Source organism: Chryseobacterium sp. GP-SGM7 (genome assembly GCF_049166575.1).
Lineage (GTDB): Bacteria > Bacteroidota > Bacteroidia > Flavobacteriales > Weeksellaceae > Chryseobacterium.
Map to the genome: position 1 here is coordinate 268,269 of NZ_JBMHFF010000001.1, position 13,521 is coordinate 281,789.

Below are 13,521 nucleotides of genomic sequence, written 5' to 3' on the forward strand. Positions count from 1 at the left end.
TACATTCATACCCTTGTTAAATTTGAAATCTTCTGAAAACAAATCATCAATAAACAAAAGATCACAATCAAAAAGGCACATCTACGAAATTTCGACAAAACGTGTATGGGGAGAATATCAAGTAAAAGAAGCTAAAATCAACAAATACTTGTTATATGTGCCAACTCAAAATTCTTTGAGCAAAGAAAATTAGCCTATTATTTAACCTATAGACTACTTAAAAGCTCTCTGTTTCAGAGAGCTTTTTTCCATTTTATCATATTAAATTGCAAAACGTAACGTCACGGAAAAATATTCACTAAATTTGCCATTCTTCTTATTTCAAATCACTTTCAAAATCTAAGCAAGTGAACATTCATAATAAAAAAAAGTTTCTGAGCTTTCTGAAGTTTAAAAGAGACTTTCAAAAGTACGGCCTGGAAAAAGCACGAAGCTACGAACTTATCCTTCACTGGCTAAACAACCGTCTGAGCCGAAATCAATTTCTTGTGCTTTCGGGAATTCTTGTGGGCTGTACTGCAGGTTTGGCGGGTGTTATTTTAAAAACTCTGGTTCATACGATTCATAATTTCATCACAACGAAAGTACATTTTGAATATCAGATTTTATTTTACATTATATTTCCGTTTTTAGGAATTGTTCTCACCACACTGGTTGTTTTAAGCATATTTAAAGGACAGGACAGAAAGGGAATTGGTGCCATTTTATATGAAATTGCCCAAAATTCGAGCATCGTTTCTTCCGTAAAAATGTATTCTCAGATTATCCAAAGTGCAATTACCGTAAGTTTGGGAGGTTCTGCGGGTCTGGAAAGTCCGATTGCTGTAACCGGAGCTGCCATTGGTTCCAATTACGCACAAACGTACCGTTTAACTTATAAAGAAAGAACCCTTTTGTTGGCTGCAGGAGCAACGGCCGGAATTGCATCAGCTTTTAACGCACCAATCGCAGGAATTATGTTTGCTTTCGAAATTTTATTGACAGGAGTGGTTTTTACAGATTTCATCCCTTTGGTTGTGGCTGCGGTTTGTGGAAGCTTACTTTCTAGAATTTTACTGCAGGAAGAGGTACTTTTCAGATTTTATACGAGAGAAGCTTTTAATTATTTTAATGTTCCTTATTATTTGATTTTGGGGATTTTCAGTGGTTTGTATGCAAGATATTTTGTTGTAATTTCTCAGAAAGTCGAACATTTTATTAAAAATTTAAAATTTTCCCGACTTCGAAAAGCAATGTTTGGCGGAGCCGTTTTATCGCTGCTTTGCGTACTTTTTCCACCATTATTCGGGGAAGGATATGATACCGTAAAAGCTTTTACCAACGGAAACACACATTTCATCATAGAAAACAGCTTATTCAGATATTTTGAGATTAAGAATTTTACAATCATTATTTTCCTGGTTTTAGTTCTTTTACTGAAAGCGTTTGCAACTTCTTTCACCATTTTCAGCGGGGGAAATGGAGGTAATTTTGCACCTTCTCTTTTTGCCGGAGGTACCGTTGGATATTTATTTGCCATCATTTGTCAGCAACTGGGTTTTGAAAACGTTCCCATGACGAATCTGGTTTTAGTCGGAATGGCGGGAACGATGAGCGGCGTAATGTATGCGCCTTTAACAGCCATTTTCCTGATTGCGGAATCCAGTTTTGGGTATGATTTATTTATTCCTTTGATGATCGTTTCTATCATGTCTTATCTGATTGCTAAATGGTTCTCTCCTATTTCCCCGGAATTAAAATCTTTGGCAGACCAGGGAAAAATCTTCACCAATAAGCATGATGAAAATTTATTATTTTCTCTGAAAACGGAAGATTTTATCGATAAATATTCACAGACCATTTCCATCAATGCTCCTGTCACAGAACTTTTTGATTTGGTGAAAAGCGGAAGTAAAAATATTTTCGCCGTCGTCAATGAAGACAAAACATTGAAAGGAGTTTTAACATTAGATGACATTCGACCTTACTTGTTTTCAAATGATGAAGTTTCGGCTAATTTGATTCAAATGATGAAAACTCCTGTTGCGATTATTCATCCCGAAAATCAACCTTTGGAAATTCTTAAAATATTTGATGACACCGGAGTCTGGAATTTGCCTGTTGTAAACGAGAAAAATCAGTTTATTGGCTTTATTTCAAAATCAACAATTCTAATGAGTTACAGGCAGCTTTTAAAAGATTATTCCAACTAGATTCAATCACGATTTTATTTTTCATTAATTGTTAAGACTTCTTTTCTATGCGGGAAAATTAGGTTTTATCAGTAAGTTTTCCTTATATTTAGGGAACAACTTATATTTATGAAAAATCCTGTACTCTTCATTTTCCTCTTATTATTACTCGTAAACTGCGACAATAAAGACAAGGCAAACGACTTAGAACAAAGAGAAAAACAATTATTAGATAAAGAAAAATCATTCGCAGTGAAAGAAGCCGAGTACAACTCGCTTATAAAAATGCGAGACAGTATTTTTGCTCTGCAACATTCAGATTCCATAAAAATCGTAAAATGGCCCGATGAAATTACCGGCTCGTGGACTGGAAAAGTCATCTGCACAGAATCTAACTGCAGCGATTATGTTGTCGGCGATCAACGAACCGATACCTGGGAATTTGACAGTGATTCGCTACAGTTATTCTCCAAAATCATCAACAATAACAATTTAGTACGATTATATTCCGGAAAGTTTGAAAACAATGAAATCAAGCTTAATTTTAAAACAGATTCCACTGCAAAAAAGAAGGTTGACATGAATGTTCTGCTGAACGACATTTCAGATACAAAAATGAAAGGCATAAGAACCATCGCCGTTGATAACTGTATGGCGAAATTCTCCGTAGAATTAGTACGTTCTAAAAAATAGACACAAATGACATTACTAAGCATACACAACCTGAGTCTTCCCATCGAAGATCCGGTACTGAAGTTTCTTTTGGTGCTCATCATTATTTTGGCAGCCCCACTTTTACTCAACAAAATCAAAGTTCCGCATTTATTGGGATTAATTATTGCGGGAGCCGTCATCGGACCAAACGGATTTAATGTTTTAGCAAGAGACAGCAGCATTGTAGTGACAGGAACTACCGGGCTGCTTTATATCATGTTTCTCGCCGGTTTAGAAATCGATATGGGAGATTTCAAGAGAAATAAATGGAAAAGTTTAGGCTATGGAGGCTATGCCTTTATCTTCCCTTTTATTCTAGGGTACTGCGGCGCTTTTTACATTCTCGATTTTTCCGTGCTTACGTCAGTTCTTTTCGCAAGTCTTTTTTCGTCTCAAACATTAATAACCTATCCCCTTATCAGCAAGTTGGGAATTGCAAAAAATCAAGCCGTAAATATTACCGTTGGAGGAACAATGATTACTGACGTTGCTACATTATTGGTTTTAGCCGTTGTTGTAGGAATGGTTCAAGGAGATGTAGGAGTTTCCTTTTGGGTGAAACTATCTATCTCTTTTTTGGTTTTCGGATTGGTTGTTCTCATGATCTTCCCGCTAATAGGTCGTTGGTTTTTCAAAAAAATCAATGATAGGATTTCTCAATATATTTTTGTGCTTGTAATGATTTATTTTGCAGCAGTCTTAGCTGAATTAGCAGGAGTAGAAGCAATAATTGGAGCTTTCTTTGCCGGACTAGCTTTAAATAGACTCATTCCTCATACTTCTTCTTTAATGAACCGTGTAGAATTTGTAGGAAATGCTATTTTTATCCCATTTTTCCTAATTAGTGTAGGTATGCTTATTGATTTCAAAGTATTCTTCAAGAGTTTTGAAACCATAAAAGTTGCTTCAATTATGCTTGTAGCTTCTATCGGTGGAAAATACATTTCTGCTGTGATTGCACAAAAAACCTTTAAGTTCACCAAAGAAGAAGGCAAACTTGTGTTCGGACTCAGTTCTGCCTCTGCAGCTGCCACATTGGCTACCGTGATGGTTGGTTACAACATTATTCTTTCAGAAACAGAAACCGGAGAACCGATCAGATTATTAAATGAACATGTTTTAAACGGAAGTATCTTATTAATTCTTATTTCATGTACCATTTCATCATTTATTTCAATGGCAAGCGCGCAGAAAATTGCAGAGCAGGATAATGAGGAAACCGTTTCCGGAAACAGTCACGAACAGGAAAATATTCTCTTAGCTTTAAATTATGAAGCGACAGTGGACAGAATGGTCAATCTTGGGATTTTAATTAAAGCCCATTCAAATACAGAAAACTTATTTGCCTTAAATGTGATTAATGCAGATAAAAATGAATCTTCCGTAAAAAATGCTGAAAAACTTTTGCACCAAGCTACGGATGCGGCTGCCGCGGCTGACGTGAAGATTCAATCTTTAAAAAGGTACGACAATGATGTTGTAAATGGCGTAAACAATGTCATTAAAGAACAGAATATCACCGATTTAATTATCGGATTAGAAGATGAAAAAGGCTTTTCTCCTTCCTTTGCCTACAATCTTTACAACGGATATTTACAGAGCGATGATGTAAATGTTTTGGTGTATCATGCGGCGCAGCCTTTATCTACTATAAAAAGATATGCAGTAATGATTCCGGGAAATGCCCATAAAGAAGCAGGATTTTTTCATGCATTGTTGAGAGTCTGGAATATGGCGAGAAATTCGGGAGCTACAATTACTTTCTATGCTACTGAACAGATTTTGGACATATTACAGAAAATCATTAAAAAAGCCAATATCGAAGCCGAATTTATCATCATGAACACCTGGAAAGATGGTGAAAAAACAGCAACCCAGCTGAAAGACAATGAAGCTTTAATTGTTTTTATGGCAAAAAGAGGAATGAAATCTTATATTCCACAAATGAGATTGATTCCTGAATTGATGAACAAGTATCTGCATGACAAAAATTATCTATTAATTTTCCCTTTTTCAGAGTTTGACAGTGCCAATTCGGAGAAAAGATCAGTAGGAAATCATGATGATTTTATGGAAATAGGAAATGTAATTAAAAAGATTTTCAAGTAATTATATAATATTTTGTTTAAATTTAAATTTTGATTTTGTTTAACATCTGAAAAATATTACTTTTGCAAAAGTTTAGATGACTGAAACATCAGTCGACAGGATAAAAACTGATAAACATCTACATTTATTTCAATTGTAGATAATACAGTCCTTATAAAGCTACCAAATTTTATATCATGCCGAATTTAAAAATTCAAGAAGCACAATTGCTTTTTAATAAGATTCGCTCTAACCCTAAAAGTTATGATTTAAAAACTAGTACGGAAGGGATTACAGGCAAGGATGATAAAATTAGTTTCAAACTTTACAGGAACGGAGAAAGAAGTTTTTTTGAAGTCACCATTGACGGACTTACTTTTTCTAATTCTACTGGAGAATGGAACAATGCAATAATTATGTTGGAAAACATCATCCATAAAATGGAGAAAGAAACTGAAAATAATAAAGTACAACTGGCCTTAGATAAGCTTAAAAAGTACCTTTCAGAAGAAAACTAAAAATATTTTAAATAAATTAAAAATAAATTTGGTGGGTAACAAAAAAGTATATAAATTTGCACTCACATTTAAAACGATATGGCTAATCATAAATCAGCACTTAAAAGAATAAGACAAAACGAAGTTAGAAAAGTTCGTAACAGATACTATCACAAGACTGCTAGAACAGCTCTGAAAGTTTTAAGAAACGAAGAAAACAAAGCAGCAGCTACTGAGCAATTGCCTAAAGTTATCGCATTGTTAGACAAATTAGCTAAGAAAAACATTATTCACAAGAATAAAGCAGCTAACTTGAAAAGTAAATTAACTAAGCACGTTAATAAATTAGCGTAATTATATAGTAGGCCCGTTCGTCTATCGGTTAGGACCTCAGGTTTTCATCCTGGTAAGAGGGGTTCGACTCCCCTACGGGCTACAAAATTTTAATTATTACTAACCGGATAATTAAATAAGAGTTGAAACTTATAAAAACAAAAAAGTTAACCCTGTAAATTCATTTGCAGATTGGTAGATGGCCCGTTCGTCTATCGGTTAGGACCTCAGGTTTTCATCCTGGTAAGAGGGGTTCGACTCCCCTACGGGCTACGAAAGTCATTGATTAATTTCAATGACTTTTTTGTTGTTAATTGTATTAAAAAATCTTTGGGATCAGTAACAAAATCTGGGGACTAAGCAAAAAGTTTTGACAATCTGAATAAGAAAAATGATTTGTCCCTTACTCCTCGAAGTTGCATTCTGAAGTTTTTGATTTTAGCGTTAAAGCTTTCTGCAGAGGCATTGGTACTTCTTTGTTCAAAATAGTTAAGGATATCATTATAATGATTCATAATAGTATTTTTGAGTATAGAAAATGATTTAAAACCGGATTCTTCTACGTCTTTAAACCAACGAGCCAATTTGAGCATGGCTACAGACTTTGTCATGTTTTGGTTGTAAATTTTCCTGAGATTATCCGATAAGTTGTAAGCTTTTTCCAAGTCCGGATATTGAGAAAATAAAATTTTGGCTCTGGCAGATTGGTTTTCAGTCCATTTTTCTCTGCTTTTGTAGAGCAAATATCGGCTTCTGGCTAAAAGTTGTTTTTGGGTATCGCCATTTTCAAAGATTTCGATTTTCGCTCTTGCTTTGGTTTCTTTTGCGGTTTTTAATGCTTCATTTTCCTTGTCTATGGCTGCCCAACGATGTTTGATTCTTAATTCCTGAACAGCTTCGATGGCTAGTTTTTGTACATGGAAACGGTCGACAACCTGCACGGCATTGGGAAAACACCGCTTGGCAATAAGCTTCATAGAGCCCGCCATATCCAAGGTAACCTCCTTTACCTTTTGCCTTAATTTTCTGCTTATTTTTAAGAGTTTATCAATAACATCTTCGCTTCTTGTTCCTTTAATGACGGCAACAATACTGCCTTTCCTGCCCTTGGCATGCTTGGATGTAAGCACGGTGTAAAGTTCGCCCTGAGACAAGGCTACTTCGTCTAAAGAGAGTTGTGAGAGGCAGTTTGCGGGGTATAAAATGTAATCTTCGGCATGGGATTTCTGGTTCCAGTCTTTAAATTCACTGAGGGATTTTTTGTACTGTCTGCGAAATTTCTTTCCGTTGACACCATACATCTCGCCAATGATTTCCAAAGGAAGCGCTTTAGTATCGGCTGATTTTTTTTAAGAACTCTGCAAAATCCTGTGTCATGCGAGTGCCTTTAGCGATGAGATTCCAATCTCGTTGAACAATATTTCCAGACTTCATATCCGTCCATCTTCTACGCTTAATGTTGAGTTTTACGGCTTTGCCACGAAGCGGAAAATCATCAACGGCAATTTCTTCGTGAAATCCTTTCGATTGAAGATTTAATGAGGAAAACTCTTTAGGAACACTGTTTTTTTCTTCAAAGTAAAGATGAAGAAGTCCTTCTTTTTCTTCAGATTTTACGAAATCGAAATACGCCACTAAATATTCGGGAAGTAACAGTTTTAATAATTCTTGATCTTGAGACATGAAGAAAAGTTAAAAACTTTCAACAATTCTCCCCAGGTTTTGTGATTGATCCAATCTTTGTCAAAGTTTAAAACCCTGACAAAGATTAATTTTTAGATTCCAAAATTCAGGAAAATACCTAATCTGGATTTCGCTTCAATATCTCCACCTGCTAAATTGGTGTAAGTTGGAAGCATTAACTCTGTTCCTAAACTTATTTTTTTATAAGAAACTTCAAAACCTATTTTTCCGTACAAGGCACTACCTGCAGTTTTGGGAAGATCTTCTCCGTATTGCCGATTTTGGCCATAAGCTTCACCCTGAAAACCTGCTTTTGCAGAAATATTAGATTTTTCATTTCTAAAAATTTGATAGAATCCGGTTGCCGAATAATTCCATTGATTACCGAACTGATAATGTTTTTTGTTTTCAGTTTTAATAGTATAATCAGTGTTAAAAAGAATCGCCAATCTATTTTTTTGAAATCTGTAGTTCAAAACAGCCTGATAATCCCAGCTTCCTGTTCCCAACTGAAAACCCGGATTGACACCGGAAATTCCTTTTTCATCAAATTTTCCGAGCGGAACTTTTATGCCTACTCCTCCATTCAGTTCATGAATTTTGTCTTTTGAATTGATTAATTTATAAATTCCCATTAGATTAAAATCTCCGATTCCGTTGATATTGATGTCGCCCTGTAAAGTTTTTTTCTCATGAAAATGAAATGGTAAACTTCCATAGACACTCAATTTATTGGTCAAAGGGATTTTAGTCCAAATTTGGATCGTATTAAAATATTGATCCTGCGTAAAATCATTTACAAATAAATTTTCTTTCGCCTTGTAATGTTGGGCAAAATATTTAATTCCTACAAATTGTGGATTCAGGAGAGATTCAAAACCTGACGATCCATTGCCTGCAGCACATCCGCAAGCATCACATTCATTAAATAAAATTCGATTATAATAATTATTGGATATATATAAACTGTCGCTGATTGTTTTAGCCTGAAAACTATTGAGCGAAATCAGGCTAATGATAAAAATTACTTTCCTCATTCTAATTAAAATTATTCTGCAAATTTGGGATTAGTAATAAAGTTTTTATCGGATAGGGTCTTCAGAAACTGAATGATGAATTGCTTTTCCTGGCTGTTCATTGAAATTCCGATATGATTATTCTGCTTCAGCTGTGGATCAAGATTGGGATTATCTTCCACATTATCAGAATAGAAATTAAGCACTGCATCCAAAGTATAAAATCTTCCATCATGCATATAAGGTGCGGTATATTCTACATTTCTCAAGCCAGGAACTCTGAATTTCATCCAATCGTTTTGGTTAAGTGTTACCCGATATCTTCCGGCATCTTTGAACTGCGTATTGTAATACATTCCTGTGTTTCTGAAACTTTCGTCGGTAAATAATTCTCCGCTGTGACAAGAGGCACATTTTTGTTGAAATAAGGCCATTCCCAGTAATTCTTCAGAGTTTAGATGCTCATTTCCCTGTTTAAAACGGTCATATTTTGAGTCTGCAGAAATTAAAGTTGCCATAAACTGAGACAATGCTTTCAAAACTCTTTCTCCGGTCATATTTTCATCGCCAAAAGCTTGTTTAAATAATTTTTTGTACAAATCGTCTTTGCGGAGCTTGGCAATTGCTTCAGGCATAGAACTATCCATTTCATTAGCATCCGTAATCGGAATAATCGGTTGCTCATTTAAATTATGAATGACACCGTCCCACATATACCGCTTCAGAAAAATCATGTTCTGAATTGGTGGAGCATTTCTGATCCCTAATGTGTCATCAATTCCGTGGCTTACAATATGACCATGATGGGTAAACGCATTTTCCTGAATATGGCAGAAGCCACATGAAATCGTATTATTTCTGGAAAGCCTGCCTTCATAAAATAATTTTCTTCCGAGTTCCACGCCATTTTTTGTGATGGGATTTTCTGATTTGTCAAAAGTCATTTCAGGGAAGTAAGATGGGAATTGAAGATTAACCGCTTCGTCTTTTTCCAAAGGTTGAATAACATCATCGGAACACGATGTGAAATTCAGAAAAACAGTTAAAATAAAACCGGTTTTAATAATTTGTTTAATCATTGTGAACGTGGTCTACTTTAAACATTTTCATTAAATTATTCGTCACATTTACCAAATGCTGATTCGAACCCATCGCCATATCATTAACCGTAGAAAGGCTTAAAGCTGTTTCTCCACTTAAGTACTGATTCAAATCTGCTAAAATATGAACGGAAGGTTGGGTAGATGCAGAAACTCTTGCAGTGGTAGGAAGGTCTAAAGTCACCTCACGATATAAATCCGGAGTATTATTTGCCGTTACATTTCCCATGTTTCCGGTGTGATTCATAAATTCTGTACTGGTAGAATTTGTACCGTATTTCCCTTCTAATTTTATGAAAATATAACCTGCAGCCCAAGACCAGGTAAGGCTTTCTTTTTTGGCTTTATCCCAGAATTCCGCTTGTCCGTTTTGTCCGAGTAAATAAGCTTTCTGACTGATTCCCAATCCGAATCTTATTTTTTTATAATTATTTTTCGGAATATCATCTAAATTAAAATACACAATTCCTGCAATTGCATTTTCCTGATTGATAATGAAAGCACCTTTGTCTGGATTATTTTCGTGGTATTTGAATTCGTTTCCGTTTTCATCGATTAAACTGATGTTGCTGATAATATATTTTAAAGTTGAAAACTGATGTTTTTGTCCGCCGGAAGAAGTTTGAACCGTTTGATTAAGAACAATATTTCCGAGATTATTGAATCCGTTTTCAAATTTGAGCTGAAGTTTACCGTTTGATTCTGATGAATCGACTTCATCATTGTTTCTACATGATGTAAAAGTGAGAAAAATAAAGGCAATAAAGAATAATGATAAAAATTTATAAATTTTCATTGTTGATTTTTTAAGTTGAAATTTTTTAAAATTGAATTAATGTTTGAATGCTAGAACACTCAACTCTTTAAACTATAGAGTTTGCACTGCATAAAAAAGCAACTTTATCATTCCTCAGAAATTTAAGCGAAACTTAAAATTCATTCAGTACAAATATGAGTTGAGAATCTTGCGGATGACAACTATGCTTAAAATTAATGGTGAAAACTCTTCCAGTTAAAACAAGATTTAGAAAATAACTTTAAAAACCGGTGGTCTGAAAATGTGTTTTAAAAACAGAAACGAGTAGTCTGTTTTATATAGAAAACTAAAGGGAGAGAAAAGTGATTTCTCGGTGATTATTACTGTTGTAATTTCGGGAAGGATATAAATATCGAGCAGTTTTTGCCCCGAATTTTTTGTTTTGTGTAAAGGTGAAGAATCTGTATCAGTCGTTTTGGATAATTCTTTGGCCAAATAACATTTTCCGTTGCAGTTTAGGGTAATATTTTTCCTGTTGACACAGAGTTCTTCGCTGATGTATTGATAATTTACAGCATATTCTACCAACGGAATCAGAGGCCTGAAAACCGTAAAAAAGGTAAGAAATATGCTGCAAATTAAATTCAAAAGATTATTTTTTGCTTATCGCTTCATCGTATCTTCTGCTGATTTCCTTCCAGTTGGTTACATTCCAGATAGCAGTTAAATAATCGGCTCTTTTGTTCTGATATTTCAGGTAATAAGCGTGTTCCCAGACATCGATTCCAAAGATTGGAGTTCCTTTTTCTTCCACAACATCCATCAAAGGATTGTCTTGGTTTGGCGTTGAAGAAACAAACAATTTACCGTTTTTATCTACAGAAAGCCACGCCCATCCCGAACCAAAACGGTCTGCTCCTGCTTTGCTCATTTTTTCTTTAAAAGCATCCATGCTTCCGAAAGCATCGTTGATTGCTTTTGTTAAATTAGCAGAAGGTTTTGTATCTTTTTGCGGTGTTAAAACCGTCCAAAAGAGTTCATGGTTATAATGACCGCCTGCGTTATTTCTTACCGCCATTGGTAAAGTTCCTGCTTTAGATAAAATCTGGAATAAAGTAAATTTTTCCTGTGGAGTTCCGGCAATGGCTTTGTTCAGATTAGAAACATACGCTGCAGCATGTTTTGAATAATGAATTTCCATTGTTTGGGCATCAATATTTCCTTCAAGTGCATTGTAAGCATATGGCAAAGGAGTTTGCTTAAACTGGGCAAACGCAAACTGCGCTGCAAAAACTGCGGTAAATGCAGCTACTTTAAAAATTTTCATAATTTTTTATTTATATGGTTGAATATTTGATTCTTTTGATGGAAGATGGAAGTTTTTGATCTGTTATGGCTTCCAACACCCAGCTTCAGACTTCCTGCCTTACTTCAACAGTTTCCTGATATCCTCAATCAAAATTTCTCTGTCGGGATGAAATTTTCCGTTCAATTTAGGAATTTTTCCTTCCTTATCTTCATAATTCAATCCTGAATAATAAAGAATAGGCATATTTTCTTTATTGTATCGACAACGGATGTTTCCCTCCTGATCAACTAAAGCTATCATCCCGCTATGATTAAGATTTTCGCTTTCATCTTCTTTATCTCCTACATAAATATCAAATTTATCGGCTAGATTTCCTATATAGTCTCTGTCGCCTGTCAGAAAATGCCAGTTCGGAGATTTTGCCCCTATTCTCTCTGCATGTTGTTTCAGTAATTCAGGCGTATCATTTTCAGGATCGATGCTGATGGAAACAATTCCAAAATCAGGATTATTAATTTTATCTTCAATAAACCTCATATTCGTATTCATTACGGGACAAATCGTGGGACATTTACTGAAGAAAAATTCTACTAAATACACCTTTCCAAGCAAATCTTTATTGGTAATTTTTTTATTATTCTGATTGGTCAGCTTAAAATCCGGAACCTTCATTACCGTATAAAGACTGTTTTTAAAATAACTCATCCCAAAACCTATTCCGAAAAACAACAAAGCAATGACAACAATCGGAATGATGATTTTACTTTTCGTATTGTTTGGCTTTTTATTTCTGGGCATATTTTTCAGGATTTTTCTTAAATTCATCCTTACAGTAGCTACTGCAAAAACCGTACGTTTTATTTTTATAGACTGCCGTATCTTTCATGTCGGATTCAGTTGGCATATTACAAATCGGGTCTACAGCATTCGCAAACTTTACTTTTTGAACAGTTGTTTTTGTAGTAGTATTTTTCTTTTTATGCTTTACTTTAGGTGTTTCCTGCGCACAGGCGAATAATGAAACAGACAATAATGCTGTTAAGATAACTTTAGATTTCATTAAATAGAATTTAAAATTAAGTTTAATCAATATAAATATAAGCCTTGATAAAAATCAAAACTAAAGTTTCAGGTTAAATAAATTAAACTAAAGGAGGGTGGAATATTCTGGAAAAATATTCTGAAGAATGTAATTGAATTTGATTTGATTTGGGTTTTTCTGACTTTAAATCAGCTTTACCGATATTTGAAAAAGACAAGATTTCATGAGATAAGAAAAGATCTAAACCAGCGATTTTAATATTCTGAGCATTATTAGATTCCTTCTCTGTTTTTGCCAACTCTTTTTTTACAAAACACTTTCCTTTACAATCAGACTCTATAACTTTTCTGTTCTCGCAAAGGTTTTTCACAATGTAATCATAATTGATCATATAATTTAACATTGGCAAAACAGGACGAATTGCAATGGTAAAAATGATGAAAAAGGACATGAAAAATTTCAAATATCAAATCTTTAGTACAAATATAGTGTACAAATTTGATTTGGAGCTTAATTATGATGAAAGTCAGTTGGAATTGCTTTTCCCACAGATCGCACGGATTTACACAGATTTTTTAATATGTCTTATATACAAGCCATTAATCGCACTAATTTACACGAATTAATTACTCTATTTTCACACAATCATCTGTGAAAACCTGAGTAATCTGTGGGAAACAGATTTTGGCTAAAGGCTGAAAATATTTTAAAACTGAAAGATGGGCTAAAGCCCATTCCTTTTGATAGAAATTATTAGAAACTTGTAGTCTGATTGTCGACTTCCAACATCCAGCTTCCATCATCCAGCCTC

General features: G+C 34.5%; 16 protein-coding genes and 2 tRNA genes. 7 read left to right on the plus strand and 11 right to left on the minus strand.

Annotated features, from left to right (window positions below):
* The first annotated feature begins 347 nt into the window (after positions 1-347).
* From ACOOWA_RS01285 to ACOOWA_RS01315, 7 genes are all read left to right on the plus strand, one after another.
* Positions 348-2,192, plus strand: a complete 1,845-nt coding sequence (locus ACOOWA_RS01285; RefSeq protein ID WP_421372722.1) for a chloride channel protein — start codon at positions 348-350, stop codon at positions 2,190-2,192.
* 108 nt (positions 2,193-2,300) lie between these two features.
* Positions 2,301-2,864, plus strand: coding sequence for a hypothetical protein (locus ACOOWA_RS01290; protein WP_421372723.1), 564 nt, complete (start codon positions 2,301-2,303; stop codon positions 2,862-2,864).
* Positions 2,865-2,870: 6 nt separating this feature from the next.
* Positions 2,871-4,994 carry a cation:proton antiporter gene (locus tag ACOOWA_RS01295; RefSeq protein ID WP_421372724.1) on the plus strand — a complete coding sequence of 708 codons (2,124 nt, stop codon included), beginning with the start codon at positions 2,871-2,873 and terminating at the stop codon, positions 4,992-4,994.
* Between the two features lie 176 nt (positions 4,995-5,170).
* Positions 5,171-5,491, plus strand: coding sequence for a hypothetical protein (locus ACOOWA_RS01300; protein WP_421372725.1), 321 nt, complete (start codon positions 5,171-5,173; stop codon positions 5,489-5,491).
* Positions 5,492-5,569: 78 nt separating this feature from the next.
* Entirely contained in the window at positions 5,570-5,824 is a 255-nt protein-coding gene (gene rpsT / locus ACOOWA_RS01305; RefSeq protein WP_048501176.1) for a 30S ribosomal protein S20, read from the plus strand.
* A gap of 10 nt (positions 5,825-5,834) precedes the next feature.
* A tRNA-Glu gene (locus ACOOWA_RS01310) sits at positions 5,835-5,906 on the plus strand.
* Positions 5,907-6,004: 98 nt separating this feature from the next.
* Positions 6,005-6,076, plus strand: a tRNA-Glu gene (locus tag ACOOWA_RS01315).
* Positions 6,077-6,159: 83 nt separating this feature from the next.
* On the opposite strand, the gene ACOOWA_RS01320 is transcribed toward ACOOWA_RS01315, so the two are convergent.
* From ACOOWA_RS01320 to ACOOWA_RS01370, 11 genes are all read right to left on the minus strand, one after another.
* A complete protein-coding gene (locus ACOOWA_RS01320; RefSeq protein ID WP_421374626.1) occupies positions 6,160-7,104 on the minus strand; it encodes an ISAon1 family transposase in 945 nt (314 codons plus the stop codon).
* 28 nt (positions 7,105-7,132) lie between these two features.
* A complete protein-coding gene (locus ACOOWA_RS01325) occupies positions 7,133-7,486 on the minus strand; it encodes an ISAon1 family transposase N-terminal region protein (RefSeq protein WP_421372726.1) in 354 nt (117 codons plus the stop codon).
* Positions 7,487-7,578: 92 nt separating this feature from the next.
* A complete protein-coding gene (locus ACOOWA_RS01330; RefSeq protein WP_421372727.1) occupies positions 7,579-8,523 on the minus strand; it encodes a transporter in 945 nt (314 codons plus the stop codon).
* Positions 8,524-8,534: 11 nt separating this feature from the next.
* Positions 8,535-9,581, minus strand: a complete 1,047-nt coding sequence (locus ACOOWA_RS01335; protein WP_421372728.1) for a cytochrome-c peroxidase — start codon at positions 9,579-9,581, stop codon at positions 8,535-8,537.
* The gene (locus ACOOWA_RS01340; protein ID WP_421372730.1) at positions 9,574-10,398 is read right to left on the minus strand and encodes an MbnP family protein; all 825 of its coding nucleotides are present in this window, start codon (positions 10,396-10,398) and stop codon (positions 9,574-9,576) included. The genes ACOOWA_RS01335 and ACOOWA_RS01340 overlap by 8 nt, the downstream gene beginning before the upstream one ends.
* Positions 10,399-10,626: 228 nt before the next feature.
* Positions 10,627-11,007, minus strand: a complete 381-nt coding sequence (locus ACOOWA_RS01345; protein WP_421372731.1) for a hypothetical protein — start codon at positions 11,005-11,007, stop codon at positions 10,627-10,629.
* Positions 11,008-11,011: 4 nt separating this feature from the next.
* Positions 11,012-11,686: a superoxide dismutase gene (locus tag ACOOWA_RS01350; RefSeq protein ID WP_421372732.1), complete on the minus strand. Its 675-nt coding sequence runs from the start codon at positions 11,684-11,686 to the stop codon at positions 11,012-11,014.
* A 99-nt stretch (positions 11,687-11,785) separates the two neighbouring features.
* A complete protein-coding gene (locus ACOOWA_RS01355) occupies positions 11,786-12,466 on the minus strand; it encodes an SCO family protein (protein WP_421372733.1) in 681 nt (226 codons plus the stop codon).
* On the minus strand, positions 12,453-12,728 hold the full coding sequence (locus tag ACOOWA_RS01360; protein ID WP_421372734.1) for a YHS domain-containing protein: 276 nt from the start codon (positions 12,726-12,728) through the stop codon (positions 12,453-12,455). The genes ACOOWA_RS01355 and ACOOWA_RS01360 overlap by 14 nt, the downstream gene beginning before the upstream one ends.
* Before the next feature lie 82 nt (positions 12,729-12,810).
* On the minus strand, positions 12,811-13,161 hold the full coding sequence (locus ACOOWA_RS01365) for a hypothetical protein (protein ID WP_421372735.1): 351 nt from the start codon (positions 13,159-13,161) through the stop codon (positions 12,811-12,813).
* 175 nt (positions 13,162-13,336) lie between these two features.
* Positions 13,337-13,513, minus strand: coding sequence for a hypothetical protein (locus tag ACOOWA_RS01370; protein ID WP_421372736.1), 177 nt, complete (start codon positions 13,511-13,513; stop codon positions 13,337-13,339).
* Positions 13,514-13,521: the final 8 nt, after the last annotated feature.